Genomic DNA, 15,657 nt, shown 5'->3' with positions numbered 1-15,657 from the left:
CGGACGCGCCGTGAGTGCCCGCCCGCTCCCACCATGGGAGGAACAAATGGCTTATTACGTATTGCTGTCAAATTTCACAGATCAAGGTATCAAGAGCATAAAGGATACTCAGAAACGTGCTGAGGCCTTCAAGGCGATGGCCAGCAAGAACGGCATCAAGGTTCACACCCTGTTGTGGACGCTTGGTCAACATGATGTTGTGGCGATTGCCGAGGCCGACGACGACATTGCTGCGACCGCACTGGCCTTATCGATCGCATCGCTCGGCAACATCCGAACTCAGACATTGAGAGCGTTCGACGCGGCGGATATGGCCAAGATAATGGCAAAGATGGCCTGACCGCCGCTGTGCTGCCTTGCGCAGACGATTGAAGCCGACCGCTGAGCCGAACGGCGGCAGGCCTGTCTGTTTTCCATTAAGCAAAACCCCGGCAGAGCCGGGGTTTCTTGAGGGACGTTCAACTCGACGCATGGGGCCCTTCCGGCTGGATCTACGAGGTCATGACCTCGTAATCTACTTGCCTCGGCCAAGCTGGTTCATCAGGTCCTGGTTGTCCCAGAACAGCCATTCGTGGTCCAGGCCGACTGGTACCGATCCTGGAAAGCTGGAGCATGACCGGCTTCAGCCTCTACGCAATCTATCTCAGTCGGAAATCCTGCCTGCGAAAGTCCGGGTCTTTATCAATTACCTGGAAGAGGTTTCGCGCTCACCATCCCCGGCATCTAGGCGACGAAACCGGCTGAGGCTCGCGTAGTTCTTGCGCGGCCCTTTGACCCGCCACGCCTCGGCCCATTCGTCGGGGCCGCGAAACAAGAAGCGCCCGGCATAGACATCGGCGCCGCAATGATGCTGGACGGCCTGTGTTGCCTTCGGCTCGAGCTCGATGAAGTCGCTGCCGTCGGCACGAAGAATCCGGATCGAACGGTCGCGCCGCTCAAGCCGGTAGGCCCGGCTCGCCGGCATCGCATGAGCGCCGATTTGCATGACGCCGCGCTCGGTGAATGCATCCGCGGTCACCACGGCGTTGCCGGTGAAATTGTATGTCGCACCGGCAAGGAAATCGATCATCGTGCGGCGGACCGTCCAGTCGCCGGCAAGGCTGTCGGCGATGCTCTGCCACGGCCTGGCGTCGACGCCGGCCGCATCTTCGGTCAAATAGATGCGATCCACATTATACCCGTAACAATACCGCGCTTCGTGTCATGGATCACATTAAAGGCCCGGACAGCGTCGGGCAAAGCCATTCGACCGTGACGCCTGTCAGGGTCACAAAACTAGCGGTTAGCTTCGTTTCATAACGGCCGTCTAACAACAGGCTCCAGCCTTGCATGGCGGCATGCAGGACGTGCCGCATCCGGGCTCATGGCACGGTGTTCGACGATCGCAAAGTCATTGTCGGCCGCTATGTCTTCGCTCCAGCCCGCGTGCGGCCGAAAAGTTCTTGCCCTGGAGTGAACAAACTCACAGTCCGGAAGCAACATTTCTGTATAGCAATCGTGATCGAGAACACATCATTGCCGATGCGCTCGAATTTATTGATATCTTGCGCAACGATCTTAACAGGGCAGGGAGGATGAAATGGCCAAGAATTGGGAATTGAGAATTACGCGTACCGGTGAGCAGACAAGAGGCCCGAAGCGCAGAACAGTCGGGAAGTATGAAGTCTTTCACGACGGTGTCAAAGTGGCCGGTCTTTCCGGCGTAACTGCCGAAACGAAAGGCCCGGGCGACAACGGCACTGCCGGCAACAATCGTTGTGTTGAGGCCGGCACCTATAATCTGTTCACGCAAGCCGGCGCCAAATATGTGACGATCGGCTACACCTCGAACGTCAATTCGGCCGCGCTGAAGCGTCCCGGCCTGCTGCTGTTGCCGACCGGCAAACGGGTCGGCATACTGATGCATCCGGGCCGCGGCTTCCTGTCTTCGATCGGCTGCATCAACCCGGCGACCAAGCTTGCAACCGCCACCGACGACATCAACTTCGTCGACAGCCGCAAGCGTGTCATCGCCATCATCGACGACATGAAGGCGTTTCTTGGCGCGTCCTTCCCGAGCAGCAACGGCGTCAAGATTCCGAACGCGACGATCGTGATCAAATAAGAACACCGCACCGGCGAGGCCGCCGGCGGACGTGACGGTCATGTCCGACCTCCGGCATTCCAACCTCTGGCGCATGGCGCCGGAGGCTATTGCAAGCCGAGGCGAGCGGCCCAACGGCCTCAGCGCCGAGTGGCCATTTCACCATCCTGACAAAAACGCGCAGACCGTCGTGTTACGGTGCCGATGGTGCTCGCCGCACCACGTTGCGCCTGCCATTGCGTGAAGAGGAGATAGTGTCACGTCCAGGATCAATCGCCGCGCCTTGCTGTTTCAATCGGGTGGCGCCGTTGTCACGTCGACCATTGTGGCGAGAGCCGCCGTCGCAAAGCCATCGCCACAGGAACAGCAATCGTCCAATCACCTGCAAGGGCTGATCGAAACCCACCGGGCAGCTTACGTTGCCTTCGGCAAGGTCGTTCGCAACGTGCGCGCTGACCGCTCAGACCGCGAAAGAGCGAGCCGGAATGAGGAGAAGGCGTTGCTGGCCATCTGCGCTTATCCCGCGGCTGGAGAAGGCGACCGCCTGGCCAAGGCTCGATATCTCCTGGAGATAGAGGCCCGCGGCGAACTTGACCTTCCGGTGCATATGCAGACGCTTTTGCGTTCGACGATGTCGAAGAGATAGCACCGGCGCGAAGGCCGCTTCCACCTGTGGGCCTGGTCGCCGTCGCCAATGGCGCCATCCATTCCGCCGGCGCGCCTGCCGCGCTTTTGACCGCGGCGCGGATGCCGGGCGCTCTAAGCCACAGACCAGCCGCCATCGACCAGGATGTTGGCGCCGGTGATCAGCGAGGCCGCCGGCGAAGCCAGAAACACGACCGTTCCGGCAACGTCGATCGGGTCGCCGATGCGGCCGAGCGGAATGTGGCCGAGCACATGGGCGTGAAACTCCGGCTCGGCCAGCGAGGGGCGCGTGCCATCGGTCCAGATGAAGGTCGGCGCCACGCTGTTGACGGCGATGCCGTGCTGCGCCCATTCGGCGGCCAGGCAGCGGGTCAGATGGTTTATCGCCGCCTTGCTCATGCAGTAGATGGCCTCGCCCTTCAGCGTCACCGTGCCGGCCTGCGAGCTGATGTTGATGATGCGCCCACCTTTCTGCGCAATCATCAGCTTTGCCACCGCCTGGGTGGTGAAGAAGGTGCCCTTGAGGTTGACGTTGACCGTCAGGTCGAAATCGTCCTCGGTGACGTTCTCGGCCAGGTTTTCCGGCCCGAGCCCGACATTGTTGACCAGAACGTCGATGCGGCCAAAGGTGGCGTGCGCCTCCGCGACCGCCTTGCGCACGGTGGCGAGATCGGTCGCATCCATATGCACGGCCAGCGCCCGCCGGCCGATGCGCTCGATCTCGGCGACAAGCTCGGCCCCGTCGGCCTTGCTGCGCACGCCCACGATCATGTCGGCGCCAGAGCCGGCGCAGGCCAGCGCACAGGCGCGGCCAATGCCGCGTGAGGCCCCGGTGACCAGCACCACCTTGCCGGCAAGGTCGAATTTCGGCGTGTAATCCGTTGTCATTGCAAACCCTCCCCTAAGAAAGCCGTCAAGCCTGAATTGCATTATCCGGCGGCCATGCTGAACAGTATCCGCTCGCAAGCTGAAAGCCAGCCGGCGCCGTGCGCATCACGTGCTGGTGGATCTGGGCGCGGCCCGCATGGACAAAGCGATGGCCGAGGAAGCCATCGCCGCTTGTCAGGAGGCGCTCGGCATCTTCCGCGACAAGAAGATGGACGATCTCGCCTCCGGTTCGGAAAAGAACCTCGCCGAAGCGCAGGCGCTGCTCGCCGAACTGCACTGAAACTGGAGTGCCGGGTTCCGGCCGGCGGACGAATGGGCGTGACGCCAGCGTTAACGCTATAGCGCAAGCAAATGTCATCGGCTCGCCATGGCATGACAGGGAAGCGATGTGGCAGTATCGGCACTTGCGCCGGTTGCCGTCACCATCCAGGACACTGGCGCGACTATGTTCAGTTGGAGCGCTAGATGACCGTACTCACCCGCCGCAGGCTTCTAAAAACAGCCGCGGTAGCCGGCGTCGGCGGGGTCGGTCTTGCGGCGATGGCCAGGCTCGGCGGCTGGGCCGCGGCCGCTCCGGAGCCGGTGGTGCTCAAGACGGCAAAGATTCAGGCGAAGTTCATGGATGTCGGCGAGACCCGGGACGTGCTGACTTATGGTGAAGGCGGAATGCCGCCGGTGCTCAGGATGAAAAAGGGCGAGCCTTTCGCCGCGCGCCTCGTCAACGCCATCGACGATCCGACGACCATCCACTGGCACGGCATTCGCGTTCCAAACAAGATGGACGGCGTCCCCTTCCTGGTTCAGCCCTACGTCTACACCGGCGATCATTTCGACTACGCCTTCACGCCGCCCGATGCCGGCACCTTCTGGTATCACCCGCATTGCAACACGCTGGAGCAGATGGGCCACGGCCTGACCGGCGTGATCGTGGTCGAGAATCCCAACGATCCGAAATTCGACGCCGAGGCGGTCGTCAATCTGCGCGACTGGCGGCTCGGTGACGACGCCCAGTTCATCCAGCAGTTCCGCCCGCGCGATGCCGCAAAAACCGGAACCTATGGCACGGTACGCACCGCCAACTGGCTCGACCAGCCGCAATTCGACGCGCCGGCCGGCGGGCTGGTGCGCCTGCGGGTCGCCATCACCGACGTCACCCGCATCTACGCCTTTCGTGTAGAAGGCACGGAAACTGCGGTCATTGCGCTCGACGGCAATCCGGTGCCGCAACGTTTTTCGCCCGATGCCTTGCTGCTTGGACCGGGACAGCGCATAGACCTCGCCATTCGCATGCCCGACCAGGAGGGCGCCATCGTCAATCTGGGCGATGTCAGGGGCACCAAGCCCAAGACGCTCGCCACCTTGCGCAGCACCGGCAGCTCGCTCAAGCGGGACCTGCACGACCTCGCGCCGCTGGAAGCCAATCCGGTGGCAGAGGTGGACCTCACCAGCGCCAGGCATATTGCGCTCTCGCTCAGCGCCACGGCCGAAAACGTGCCGAGCGGTAGCATATGCGGCTCGCTCGGCTACAGTTTCTGGGCCATCAACAAGGTGCCATGGCCCGGCGACACGCCGGACCAGACCGCACCCTTGGCCGAGTTGAAGCTCGGCAAAAGCTATGTCATCGACATGGAGAATCTGACGCCGCAATCGCATCCGATCCATCTGCACGGCATGAGCTTCAAGGTGCTGTCGTCGTCGACGCGCCAGGTGCAGCCGGTAATCTCCGACACCTATCTCATCCAGCCCAACGAGAAGGTGCAGCTCGGCTTCGTCGCCGACAATCCCGGCGACTGGCTGCTGCACTGCCACGTCATCGAACACCAGAAAACCGGCATGACGAGCTACGTCAGGGTGGTTTGAAGTGACGCTTGGCCATCCGGCTTCAAGAGCGGGTTAACCTGGTCGGCCAAGCTTATTGTAGGAGAAATTGCCACTGTCCGCCGGTTTCGTTGGCAAAGCAGGGCCGTTCCCTGCTATTCCCGCCTGCAAATCAAGAAGCCGTGGATACGCTTGCATGACCAATGTTGCCCTGACCGGACTGGCCCGCGATCTCGCCAGGCGCGCCGCCGAGGGCAAGCCGGTGCGCATCGGCGTCATCGGCTCCGGCGAAATGGGCACCGATCTGGTCACGCAAGGCATGCTGATGCCGGGCATTTCGATCTGCGCCATCTCGACGCGCCGCCCGCACACCGCGCGTGACGCCATCCGCATCGCCTACGGCGACGAAGCGATGGCGGTCGAGGCCGACACGGCATCGAAAGTCACCACCGCGATCGAGTCGGGGAAAATCGCCATCACCTCGAACGAGACGCTGGTCGCCAATCCGCTGATCGACGTCGTCATCGACGCCACGGGAAAGCCCGGTGTCGCCGCAGATTTCGACCTCAAGGCAATGGAGCATGGCAAGCATCTGGTGATGATGAACGTCGAGGCCGATGTCACCATCGGCTGTTATCTCAAGCAGCAGGCCGACCGGCTCGGTGTCGTCTATTCGGTCGGCGCCGGCGACGAGCCGTCGAGCTGCATGGAGCTGATCGAGTTCGCCTCGGCGCTCGGCTACACCATCGTCTCGGCTGGCAAGGGCAAGAACAACCCGCTCAACCACGATGCCGTGCCGGACGACTATCGCGAGGAAGCGATCCGCCGCAACATGAACCCGCGCATGCTGGTCGAGTTCGTCGACGGCTCGAAAACCATGGTCGAGATGTGCGCCATCGCCAACGCCACCGGACTGGTGCCAGATGTGCCTGGCATGCACGGCCCCAAGGCCGACCGCGACCAGCTGGCAAAGGTGCTCATTCCACGCGCCGATGGCGGCATCCTGTCGAAGAAGGGTGTGGTCGATTACACCATCGGCAAGGGCGTGGCGCCCGGCGTCTTCGTCATCGTCGAGGCCACGCATCCGCGCATCGTCGAGCGCATGGACGATCTGCATATCGGCCATGGTCCCTACTACAGCTTCTTCCGGCCCTATCACCTGACCTCGCTGGAAGTGCCGCTGACCGCGGCGCGCATCATGCTCTATGGCCGGCCCGACATGGTGCCGCTGCCGAAGCCGGTCGCCGAAGTCTGCGCGGTCGCCAAGCGCGATCTCGCCGTGGGCGAAACGTTCGATGCCATTGGCGAGACCTGCTACCGTTCCTGGACCATGACCGCTGAAGAGGCGCGCGCCCGCCGCGCCGTGCCGGTCGGCTTGCTCGAGGGTGGCAAGGTGCTGAAACCGGTCAGGAAGGGCGAACTGCTGACCACGGACAATGCCACGCCCGACCAGACGACAAGGCTGTACGCCCTGCGCAAGCTGCAGGATGAGATGCTTTATGGCGGCTAGGCCTTCGGCCGTCTGGAAAGCGGCGGGGGGCAATCGCAGAGGGCGCTCCCGTACCCATGCGATCATTGTCTGATCCATTCAGACACTCTGTCTTTTTGACCCGGATTTTTCAAACGATGCGGAGATGCCAATCTCGGACTGATCAGTTGAAACCCATTGAGGATTGAAATCTTGCAAACCGGTTGGACAAGACGCGACACGATGAAAACCCTTCTGGCCGCCGGCACGGTTGCCATGCTGCAACCCCTGGTCTTCGCAGCCATGGCTGCCGGCAAGCTGAAATGGACCTATTTTCAGGCTGACGAGAACGGTTTCCGCCGCACGCCGGTGCTGCTGACCGGTGAGAAGGAAGCCATCCTCCTCGACGGCGGATTTACGCTGTCCGATGGCCGTGCGGTCGCGGATGCGATCAAGGCGACGGGCAAGACCCTAACCACGGTCTACGTCAGTTGCAGCGACCCTGACTACTACTTCGGCCTGCGCCCCATCGCGGATACATTCCCCGGCGCCAGGATCATTGCGGCCGGCGCAACGGTGGCGGCGATCAAAGCCAATGTGCAAGCCAAGCTCGATGTCTGGAGGCCGCAGCTCAAGGACAATGGACCAAAGACTTTGGCGGATGTCGTCATTCCCGAGGTTTCCGATGTCACCGCGCTTGAAATCGAAGGAAATGCGGTCGAGATCGTCACCGTTACCGATCTGAAAGACCGGCGCTATCTCTGGGTGCCCAGCCTTGAAGCCGTGTTCGGTGGCGTACTCATCTCGTCGGGCGTGCATGTCTGGGTTGCCGACGAGCCAACCACTGACGACCGCAAAAAATGGATTGCCGCCCTCGATGAAATCACGGCGCGCAAACCTAAAATCGTGGTGCCGTCTCATCAGCTAGCCGGTGCACCGGACGGTCTGGCTGCGGTGGAATTCACCCGCGCCTATCTCGAAGCGTTCAATGAGGAAGCCGACAAGGCGAAATCCGGCGTCGAGCTGATTGCGGCGATGAAGCGGCGCTATCCCGATCTGCTCGACGTCTCGTCGCTGGAGCTGGGCGCAAAGGTCGCCAAGGGTGAAATGAAGTGGGGCTGATGCGGGTTGCCTCGGGTCAGGGCTGCACACAGCCCTGACCCCCGCAGGGGTTACTTCCCCAGTTCCACCGACCTGAGCCGCGCCGCTTCCACCGCCTCGGTCAGCAGCTTCGTCAGCCGGTCTTCGCCCATCAACACCGCAAGCGCCGCGGCGGTCGTGCCGTTGGGGCTGGTGACCTGCTGGCGCAGCAGGCCGGGCCCTTCGCCGCTTTCGGCGGCGAGCGCGGCGGCGCCATAGACGGTCTGCATGGCGAGCAGCCTGGCAGTCTCGGTGGGCAGCCCGGCTCTCTCGGCGGCAACTGTCAGCGCCTCGATGAAGTGGAAGATGTAGGCCGGACCGGAACCCGAAACCGCCGTCACCGCATCCATCAGGCCTTCATCGTCGATCGTCGTCACCACCCCGCTCGCCGACAGCAGCTCGGCGACGAAACGCCTGACATCGTCGGTCACCAGCGGGTTGGAATAGACCACCATCATGCCTTTGCCGATCGCGGCCGGCGTGTTCGGCATGCAGCGGATGATCGGCGCGAGATGGCCGAGGATATGCTCGAACGTGGCGACCGGCATGCCGGCAGCGATGCTGACGAAGGTGGTCCTGCCATCGGCGAAACGCTTGTAGGCAGCGGTGACGTCGCGGATCACTTGCGGCTTCACGGCGATGACGACGAGGTCGGGCTCAGCATCGACCGGGATGCCGTTGGCATCCTCGGCCACACCGCAGCCAAGATGCTCGGCGCGCTTGCGCAACTCGGCATTGGGCTCGACCACGAACACGGCATGTGGCGCAAGCTTGCCGGATTTCAGCCAGCCCGCCAGCATGGCGTAACCCATATTGCCGCAGCCGGCGAGAACAAGCCTGATCGTCATTGAGAGCCCTCCGAGAACGCCTCTCCTTAGACGCTCGTAGCGGAGCGGGAAAGCCCCTCAAGGGCGCACGGATCAGGCCAGCCGGTCAAGAGCGCCGGCGCACCGCGATCGGTCGCAGCGACACTTGCCTCAGGCCAAGCACGCCGAGCACGAAGAACAGCCAGACCGGGTCGCCGCGATGAAAAAAGAAGCTTTCGAGAAAGGCGTTCAGCGCCGTGAACAGCACCACCATCATGAAGAAATCACCGAGATAGATTTTCTCCTTGCGCGGCGGGATGCGCATGTAGTCGCGCAGCGGCGCGATCAGGAAGGTGTAGACCGCCACACAAAGCGCCGGAATGCCCATCAGCACGGCGATGTCGAGATAGCCGTCATGGCCGTGCACGATAGTCCTGATGTCCCAAGGCCGGTCGAAAGGCTGGTCCTGGCTGAGCAGCAGCGGCGTGCCCCAAAAACTTTCATAGCCGTAGCCGGTCCACGGCTTCTTCGCCAGCATCTCGCCCGAGAACTCCCACAGCGTCGTGCGCCCTGTATAGGTGAGGTCGGGGAAATAGGTTGCCGCCAGCTCCTTGACCGGTGGGATGAAGACGATGCCGAGCGTGCCGACCGCCGTCGCGATGATCGCCAGCGCAAACAGGATCGGCGTGCCGAACCGCATGCCGATCAGGCCAGGCAGCACCACGATCAGGATCGAGAACGGCACCAGGCCGGCCGTCGTCTTGGAGCCGGTGTGCAGCATGAAGACCATCGCCGCGCCGAAGATCGCCGCGCCCCAGAACCGCTGCCCACGCCGGAAGAGGTAGAGGCCGGCGAAGCTGAAGCAGGCCATGACAGGCCCGGCGATGTTCTTGTGGGCGAAGACGCCGCGCCACAGGCCGGCATGTTCAGGTTCCTGCGAGTCCGCCGTGTGCAGCGCTTCGTGCGGAAAGACGACGAGGCCGACATAGGACAGGCCGATGACGACGATGGCGGTGAAGATGATGACTTTCGAAAAACTGTCGGCGTCGCGCGGCAGCACCAGGATCGTCGCTATCGTCAAAATACCGAGCAGCGTGAAGAAGGCCGCGCGCATCGCCGAGGACGGGTCGGTCGCGTTGACGACCGAAAGCATGAAAAAGCCGAGCATCAGGATCCAGGACGGGCTGAGCAGCGAGCGCACCACCTTGGGGTCGGCGAACGTCAGCAGTGAGAAGATCGAAATGGCGCCGAGCGAACTGAAGCCGAGCTGATTGACGATGTCGCCTCCGTCGCCGGTCAGTTCCGCACCTGCCGGCTGAAACGGCCGGAACGACACGATGATGACGGCAAACAACAGCGCGGCAATCGCCGTCGCCACGCCGTCGCGGGTGACGATGCCGCCCAGCAGCAGCTCGTCAGTTCTTCTCAGGCTGCCTGTATTGCTCATTGGCGTATCCGAATTCGGCAAGCACGCGGCCGAGCGCGACATAGACGGGATAAAGCGCCGTCGACGGGGAGCCTGTCCGCGCCAGCCTGACTGCACCGCGCAGCGGCGAGGCGGCAAGAAGCGCCAGGCTTTTAGCAAAAACCTTAACCCCGGCCAACGGTGTGCCGGCGCGTTTCTTCTTCTCGACCAGTGTCGAGATCACGCCGTTGCGCAAGGATCGGGCACGGATCCAGTCAGCCTCGACGCGCCTGGCCGGGACGCCTTCGCGCACCTTGGCCTCGGCGCACCAGCCAAGCACGAACCCTTTCTGCGCCGACCGGCTGAGAAAGTCGGAATCGCCGCCACCCATGAAATTGAAGCGGAGGTCGAGGAAGGGCGGCCCCATGGTGGTGAGCACGTTGCGCCCGACCAGAAGATTGCCCGAGGAATAGAGCGCCGCAACGCGGCCAGTTTCGCGATAGGGCGGCGCAAACACCGGGTGCTCGGCCCATTTCGCATGGGCCGGATCGGCAAACACCGGTACTTGCGGCCCGCCGACAATGTCGGCGCCGAGTGTCTCCGACGCATTGCACATCCGCTCCAGCCAGTCGGCGTCGGCGATCTCGTCATCGTCGATGACCAGCAAATGCCTGAAGTCCGGAAAATGCAGGATCGCCGTCTGCCAGCCGGCATTGTAGGCGCCGCAGTTGCCGCGCTCATGCGCGATGATGACCATGCCCGTCATATCGCCGCGCTCGAACAGCGGCACTGCCGCCTTGGCGCCTTCACGCGCATCGGCTTCGTTCTCGATGACGATGACGGCAAAACGCCTGGCGGTCGTTTGCGCCTTCAGCGACGCCAGCGTTTCCAGGAGCAGTTGCGGCCGCTTAAAAGTCGGCAGCGTGACGACGGCTTCGATGGTCTCGGCGGCGAGCCCCGGAGAGCGTCCCGCGATCGATACCGAACCATCCGATGGCAAAGGGATCATCCGCTTCCAGCCGCAAGTATTAAATCTGGTTTTCGATAGCATTGCGATGATAACGTTTCGTTAATCACCTTTCGCAGCGGCGCCGGCCGATCCGCGCCTTTCAACCGTTGCGTTGTGTGACTTAATCAAGGGTTCACCCAGCTTTGCTAGTGGCTCGTGCCTGGATAGGTGAGATGCATCTGCTGTTCGCCACATCGATCGTGCCCGACGGCGCACTCGCCTCGGGCTATGAGATCGCCAATGCTGCGATCATCGCCGCCTTGCGGCGCGCCGGCGTGCGCGTCACCGTCATCGGCTTCATCTGGCCGGGCAAGGCGCCCAGCGATCCCGAAAACACCATCGTGCTCGGTGCCGTCGACGTGCGCACGGAAAGCGCCTCGGCGCAGCAGAAGCTCGCCTGGCTCGGCAAGGCGATGCTCTCGGGGCTCACCTTTGCTTCCGTCAAGCTGCGTGCGGTTTCCGACAGCGAAGTCGGCGCCGCGATCGAGCGCGCCGGTCCCTTCGACGGCTATGTCCTGAATTCCGTGCAGTTTGCCGGCGCCTTCGAAAAACTGTTCGCCGACCGCCCGTCTATTTTCGTCGCCCACAATGTCGAACATGCTTCGGCCAGGGAGAATGCGGCTGCTACAAACAGTCGCTTCCAGCGCCTGCTGTTTGTCCGCGAGGCGAGGCTGCTCAAGATCATGGAGGAGCGGCTCTGCCGCCAGGCTCGCTTCGTCTTCACGCTGGCCGAGGAAGACCGCGCCGCACTGGGGGTTGCCTCCGACGACCGCTCGGCGGTGCTGCCGCTGGTGACCACCGCCACGGCGCCGAAGCCGGTAAAGCCGCGCATCATCGATTGCGACGCGGCGCTGATCGGCACCTGGACCTGGCAGCCGAACCGCATCGGCCTTGACTGGTTCCTGGAAAAGGTCGTGCCGCATCTTCGCCGGGATTTTCGCATCAGGATCGCCGGCAACATGCCGTCCGACGTCACCTCTTCGCATCCCGGTGTCGAATTCGTCGGCCGCGTGCCCGACGCGCAGGCTTTCGTGCGCGGCGCCGCCGTCATTCCGCTGATCAGCACCGCCGGCAGCGGCGTGCAGCTCAAGACCATCGAAACGTTCGAGCTTGGCCTGCCGTCGGTCGCCACCAGCCGCTCGCTGCGCGGCATCGACCATCGCCCCGTTAACTGCGTGGTGACAGACGATCCGGCCGCCTTCGCCGGCGCGCTGGAAGCGGCGGCGGCTGATGTCAGGGATGTCGACGGCAGCGCCTTCCATCGCAGTCAAATGAAGGCGCTCGATGCCGCCATCAGGCTCGGCCTGGAAAGGCTCGGGCCGGTTGGGCAGGAGGTGTTTGCATGAACATGCACACCGCCCGCGCCGCCCTTGGGCTCGATAGCCTGAAGATGATCCTCGGCATTTCGGTCGTCGCCATCCGCTGGGGTGACGCGATCGCGCTGCTGGCCCGGCTGATTGCCGAGCGGCGCTTCACCAAGGTCAGTTTTCTCAACGCTCACAATGCCAACATCGCCTATACCGATCCCGTCTTTGCCGAAGCGCTCGACGATTTCCTCATCCTGCCCGACGGCGTCGGCGTCGATCTGGCGGCAAAGCTGCTCTACGGCGCGCCATTCCCGGACAATCTCAACGGCACGGATTTTATTCCGGCCTTTCTGCAGGCATCGGCAAGGCCGCTGACCGTCGGGCTGCTTGGCGCCACCCGCGCCAACGCCGAGGCGGCGTCGATCAAGCTGGCGGCGCTGGCCGTGCAGCACAAATTCGTCGTCATCCATGACGGCTATTTCTCGCCCGCCGAAGAGCAGGCAATCGTCGACCGCATCGAGGCGTTGCGGCCCGACGTGCTGCTTGTCGCCATGGGCGTGCCGCGCCAGGAATTGTGGATCGCCCGTCATATCGATGCTCGCCACTGCACGCTGCCGATCGCCGTCGGCGCGCTGCTCGATTTCCTCTCCGGCTCGGTGCCGCGTGCGCCGCTGTGGATGCGCCAGCTGAGGCTCGAATGGCTGTTCCGCCTGTGCATCGAGCCGGGCCGGCTGTGGCGCCGCTACGTCGTCGGCAATCCCTTGTTCCTGTGGCGTGCCGTCAGGCAGAAATTCTCGCATCGACCCAGGCCTGCCGGAGAGCTGCGGTGAACAGCCGCTTCGTGCCTGATACCGCCGCCGACACGGGTGTCCTGCCGCAGACGCCGACAGCGGCGGTGGTGACCGCCAGCTATGCGCCGGATTTCGAGCGCTGCCGTCTGCTGTGCGAGACCCTCGACTGCCATGTCTCCGGCGTGGCGCATCACTACATACTGGTTGAGCATCGCGAGGTAGCGCTGTTTCGCCAATTGGAAAACAGCCGCCGCACTGTCGTCGACGAACGCGACCTGCTGCCGCGCTGGCTGCGCGTGTTCGACGATCCTATGAGCCTGTTTCGCCGCCGCCTCTGGCTAAGCTTCAAGACCCAGCCACTACGCGGTTGGCATGTGCAGCAGCTGCGCCGCATCGCCATCGCTGCGCATGCGGGGGAAGACGTGCTGGTCTTCTGCGATTCCGACGTCGCCTTCGTCAAACCGTTCGATCTGAACGCCTTCTGGCGCGACGGCAAGGTGCGGCTGTTCCGCCGCGACGGCGTGCTGTCGAGCGAGGGTCACGACGAGCACTGCATCTGGTCGCGCAATGCGGGCTCGGCGCTTGGCATCGATCCATCCGAAGTTTCGACCCACGACTATATTTCGACGCTGATTGCCTGGCGCAGGCAGACCGTGACGGCGATGTGTGCTCAGATCGAGAAGGTTCATGGCCGGAACTGGGTCGAGGTCATCGGCTCCGCGCGCAGATTCTCCGAATGCATGATCTACGGCCGCTATGTCGATGATGTGCTGAGGGGCGCCGGCCATTTCCACGGCTCGGAAGAATTCTGCCGCGTGCATTGGACCGGCGAGGCGCTGTCGGATGACGAATTCCGCAGCTTCGTCGCCGCCATGGCGCCCGAACAGGTGGCGATCGGCATGCAGTCCTTCATCGGCACCGATATCGGCCGCATCCGCCGCCTGATCGGGCTGGACTAAATAGCTTTTGCCGGCTTGCGCATCGCTGAATAAGTCAGCAACGCCGAGGCGAGATAGAGCAGCAGGAAGACGACATTGAGCGCCAGCACCAGAGTGGGCGTGTCGGCGATGGTGGTCAGCACATAGGTCAACAGCACCGCCTTCAGCCCGGCCAGCAGGCCGAGATTGAGTGCGCGGATCGCGGTCTGGCCACGCGCGAACAGAAGCTCGGCCTGGTATTCGACCAGGTTGCGCAGTCCCGGCACGCCGATTGCCAATGCCACCAGCGGTGCTGCCTCGGCGACATTCCGGCCCAGCGCATTGGGGAAGAAATGCAGGACGATGCCGAGTGCCGCCAGCGCCAATGTCGATACCAGGAACACGCCGGCTTCGATGCCACTCTTGACCCGCAGTCGCGACAACAGTTCCGGCGCCCGCATCATCCGCTGCACCAGCATCATCGAGAAGGTGCGGATCGGGATTGCCGTCAGGTCGACCAGCCGCATGATGATGGCATAGATGCCGGCCAGATGCGGCCCGCCGATCGCCAGCACGAGCAGCTTGTCGAATTCCGACTGCAGGTAGAACAGCACTTCGGCTCCGGCGACATAGATCGAATCGGCAAGCCGCCGCAGATACAGCTCGGTGCGCAGCCTGAGCCGCTGGCGCGGATAGTAGAAGCCGAAGGCGAGCAACAGCGAGGCGGCGTTGGCGCCGATGTAGAACAACGACCACACCCAGACGCTGTGTTGCCCCGACAGCATGAACAGCACCGCGCCCAGCGCGCGAAACGCCGTGGTCACAATCGACAGCACGGCGGCGCGACCGAATTTGCCGAGCCCATTGTTGACGATCAGCACCACCTCGACCGGCCGCCACAAAAGTGCCTCGGCAAAGACGATTGCGGCAAAGACGGCCAGCGGCACGGTGCTGGCGAAGAAGATCAGGTAGACACCCCAGGAGGCGGCCGCCAGCAGCGGCAACGACACGGCGCCAAGCAGCAGGAAGCCGGCTGTGAAGGTGCCGATCAGGTTGGGTCGGATGGTGGCGGTCCGGTAAAGCGCCGAGATGAAACCGAAGGCGAGGATGCGCGACAGCATGACGCCGGCCGCCGAGGCGGTGGCGAACATGCCGAACTCGGCGATCGACAGCGTGTTGGCGAGTGCGATGAAATAGGCGAGCGAGAACACCAGCCGCCCGCCGGCGCCGCTGACCGCCGAGAGATAGTCGCGGACCAGCCCCCGTCGTTCGGCCACGAAGGTACCGATCCGGGCGAGTGTCCGCCTTTGCGGTGTGTCGCTGGCCTGCATCATGTCGAGGAAAGCCATAGGCCGGAAAGTTTAACGTGCGGTTCTGACC

General features: G+C 63.2%; 16 protein-coding genes. 10 read left to right on the top strand and 6 right to left on the bottom strand.

Annotation, left to right across the window (positions count from 1 at the left end):
* The first annotated feature begins 46 nt into the window (after positions 1–46).
* Complete coding sequence (locus tag AC1D1L_RS00525) at positions 47–340, top strand: GYD domain-containing protein (protein ID WP_142869763.1); 294 nt, start codon at positions 47–49, stop codon at positions 338–340.
* Positions 341–685: 345 nt separating this feature from the next.
* Here AC1D1L_RS00525 and AC1D1L_RS00520 read toward each other — a convergent pair whose 3' ends face one another.
* Positions 686–1,171: a DUF6314 family protein gene (locus tag AC1D1L_RS00520; protein WP_477337962.1), complete on the bottom strand. Its 486-nt coding sequence runs from the start codon at positions 1,169–1,171 to the stop codon at positions 686–688.
* Between the two features lie 408 nt (positions 1,172–1,579).
* On the opposite strand from AC1D1L_RS00520, the gene AC1D1L_RS00515 reads away from it, so the two are divergent.
* Positions 1,580–2,104, top strand: a complete 525-nt coding sequence (locus AC1D1L_RS00515; protein ID WP_477337960.1) for a hypothetical protein — start codon at positions 1,580–1,582, stop codon at positions 2,102–2,104.
* Between the two features lie 262 nt (positions 2,105–2,366).
* Entirely contained in the window at positions 2,367–2,729 is a 363-nt protein-coding gene (locus AC1D1L_RS00510) for a hypothetical protein (RefSeq protein WP_477337958.1), read from the top strand.
* A 113-nt stretch (positions 2,730–2,842) separates the two neighbouring features.
* Here the strand turns inward: AC1D1L_RS00510 and AC1D1L_RS00505 are convergent, their stop codons facing one another.
* Positions 2,843–3,616 (bottom strand): SDR family NAD(P)-dependent oxidoreductase, encoded by a 774-nt coding sequence (locus tag AC1D1L_RS00505; protein WP_477337956.1) that lies wholly within the window; start codon positions 3,614–3,616, stop codon positions 2,843–2,845.
* A 136-nt stretch (positions 3,617–3,752) separates the two neighbouring features.
* Between AC1D1L_RS00505 and AC1D1L_RS00500 the strand changes: the two genes are divergently transcribed.
* The 4 genes from AC1D1L_RS00500 (at position 3,753) to AC1D1L_RS00485 (ending at position 8,024) form a co-directional block, all read left to right on the top strand.
* On the top strand, positions 3,753–3,896 hold the full coding sequence (locus tag AC1D1L_RS00500; RefSeq protein WP_477337954.1) for a hypothetical protein: 144 nt from the start codon (positions 3,753–3,755) through the stop codon (positions 3,894–3,896).
* 185 nt (positions 3,897–4,081) lie between these two features.
* On the top strand, positions 4,082–5,476 hold the full coding sequence (locus tag AC1D1L_RS00495) for a multicopper oxidase family protein (protein WP_477337952.1): 1,395 nt from the start codon (positions 4,082–4,084) through the stop codon (positions 5,474–5,476).
* 154 nt (positions 5,477–5,630) lie between these two features.
* Positions 5,631–6,944: an NAD(P)H-dependent oxidoreductase gene (locus tag AC1D1L_RS00490; RefSeq protein WP_477337950.1), complete on the top strand. Its 1,314-nt coding sequence runs from the start codon at positions 5,631–5,633 to the stop codon at positions 6,942–6,944.
* Positions 6,945–7,145: 201 nt separating this feature from the next.
* Positions 7,146–8,024 carry an MBL fold metallo-hydrolase gene (locus AC1D1L_RS00485; protein WP_477337948.1) on the top strand — a complete coding sequence of 293 codons (879 nt, stop codon included), beginning with the start codon at positions 7,146–7,148 and terminating at the stop codon, positions 8,022–8,024.
* A gap of 50 nt (positions 8,025–8,074) precedes the next feature.
* Here the strand turns inward: AC1D1L_RS00485 and proC are convergent, their stop codons facing one another.
* The 3 genes from proC to AC1D1L_RS00470 form a co-directional block, all read right to left on the bottom strand.
* On the bottom strand, positions 8,075–8,890 hold the full coding sequence (proC, locus tag AC1D1L_RS00480; RefSeq protein ID WP_477337946.1) for a pyrroline-5-carboxylate reductase: 816 nt from the start codon (positions 8,888–8,890) through the stop codon (positions 8,075–8,077).
* Between the two features lie 85 nt (positions 8,891–8,975).
* Complete coding sequence (locus tag AC1D1L_RS00475) at positions 8,976–10,295, bottom strand: O-antigen ligase family protein (RefSeq protein WP_477337944.1); 1,320 nt, start codon at positions 10,293–10,295, stop codon at positions 8,976–8,978.
* On the bottom strand, positions 10,264–11,262 hold the full coding sequence (locus AC1D1L_RS00470) for a glycosyltransferase family 2 protein (RefSeq protein ID WP_477337942.1): 999 nt from the start codon (positions 11,260–11,262) through the stop codon (positions 10,264–10,266). Before AC1D1L_RS00470 ends, AC1D1L_RS00475 begins: the two co-directional genes overlap by 32 nt.
* A 173-nt stretch (positions 11,263–11,435) precedes the next feature.
* On the opposite strand from AC1D1L_RS00470, the gene AC1D1L_RS00465 reads away from it, so the two are divergent.
* The 3 genes from AC1D1L_RS00465 to AC1D1L_RS00455 are packed head-to-tail and all read left to right on the top strand — an operon-like array spanning position 11,436 to position 14,319.
* Positions 11,436–12,608: a glycosyltransferase gene (locus AC1D1L_RS00465; RefSeq protein WP_477337940.1), complete on the top strand. Its 1,173-nt coding sequence runs from the start codon at positions 11,436–11,438 to the stop codon at positions 12,606–12,608.
* Positions 12,605–13,399: a WecB/TagA/CpsF family glycosyltransferase gene (locus AC1D1L_RS00460; RefSeq protein WP_477337938.1), complete on the top strand. Its 795-nt coding sequence runs from the start codon at positions 12,605–12,607 to the stop codon at positions 13,397–13,399. Before AC1D1L_RS00465 ends, AC1D1L_RS00460 begins: the two co-directional genes overlap by 4 nt.
* Complete coding sequence (locus tag AC1D1L_RS00455; protein ID WP_477337936.1) at positions 13,396–14,319, top strand: DUF6492 family protein; 924 nt, start codon at positions 13,396–13,398, stop codon at positions 14,317–14,319. Before AC1D1L_RS00460 ends, AC1D1L_RS00455 begins: the two co-directional genes overlap by 4 nt.
* Here AC1D1L_RS00455 and AC1D1L_RS00450 read toward each other — a convergent pair.
* The gene (locus AC1D1L_RS00450; RefSeq protein ID WP_477337934.1) at positions 14,316–15,611 is read right to left on the bottom strand and encodes a lipopolysaccharide biosynthesis protein; all 1,296 of its coding nucleotides are present in this window, start codon (positions 15,609–15,611) and stop codon (positions 14,316–14,318) included. The genes AC1D1L_RS00455 and AC1D1L_RS00450 overlap by 4 nt on opposite strands.
* Positions 15,612–15,657 lie beyond the last annotated feature (46 nt).

The organism is Mesorhizobium sp. P2_D6, from assembly GCF_056404315.1.
This window is presented reverse-complemented; position numbering and strand designations above follow the sequence as displayed.

Excerpts from the sequence above, each read along its gene's own strand:
- AC1D1L_RS00525 (WP_142869763.1), top strand. The coding sequence starts at position 47 with ATGGCTTATTACGTATTGCTGTCAAATTTCACAGATCAAGGTATCAAG.
- AC1D1L_RS00515 (WP_477337960.1), top strand. The coding sequence starts at position 1,580 with ATGGCCAAGAATTGGGAATTGAGAATTACGCGTACCGGTGAGCAGACA.
- AC1D1L_RS00505 (WP_477337956.1), bottom strand. The coding sequence starts at position 3,616 with ATGACAACGGATTACACGCCGAAATTCGACCTTGCCGGCAAGGTGGTG.
- AC1D1L_RS00500 (WP_477337954.1), top strand. The coding sequence starts at position 3,753 with ATGGACAAAGCGATGGCCGAGGAAGCCATCGCCGCTTGTCAGGAGGCG.
- AC1D1L_RS00495 (WP_477337952.1), top strand. The coding sequence starts at position 4,082 with ATGACCGTACTCACCCGCCGCAGGCTTCTAAAAACAGCCGCGGTAGCC.
- AC1D1L_RS00490 (WP_477337950.1), top strand. The coding sequence starts at position 5,631 with ATGACCAATGTTGCCCTGACCGGACTGGCCCGCGATCTCGCCAGGCGC.
- AC1D1L_RS00485 (WP_477337948.1), top strand. The coding sequence starts at position 7,146 with ATGAAAACCCTTCTGGCCGCCGGCACGGTTGCCATGCTGCAACCCCTG.
- proC (WP_477337946.1), bottom strand. The coding sequence starts at position 8,890 with ATGACGATCAGGCTTGTTCTCGCCGGCTGCGGCAATATGGGTTACGCC.
- AC1D1L_RS00475 (WP_477337944.1), bottom strand. The coding sequence starts at position 10,295 with ATGAGCAATACAGGCAGCCTGAGAAGAACTGACGAGCTGCTGCTGGGC.
- AC1D1L_RS00470 (WP_477337942.1), bottom strand. The coding sequence starts at position 11,262 with ATGATCCCTTTGCCATCGGATGGTTCGGTATCGATCGCGGGACGCTCT.
- AC1D1L_RS00465 (WP_477337940.1), top strand. The coding sequence starts at position 11,436 with ATGCATCTGCTGTTCGCCACATCGATCGTGCCCGACGGCGCACTCGCC.
- AC1D1L_RS00460 (WP_477337938.1), top strand. The coding sequence starts at position 12,605 with ATGAACATGCACACCGCCCGCGCCGCCCTTGGGCTCGATAGCCTGAAG.
- AC1D1L_RS00450 (WP_477337934.1), bottom strand. The coding sequence starts at position 15,611 with ATGATGCAGGCCAGCGACACACCGCAAAGGCGGACACTCGCCCGGATC.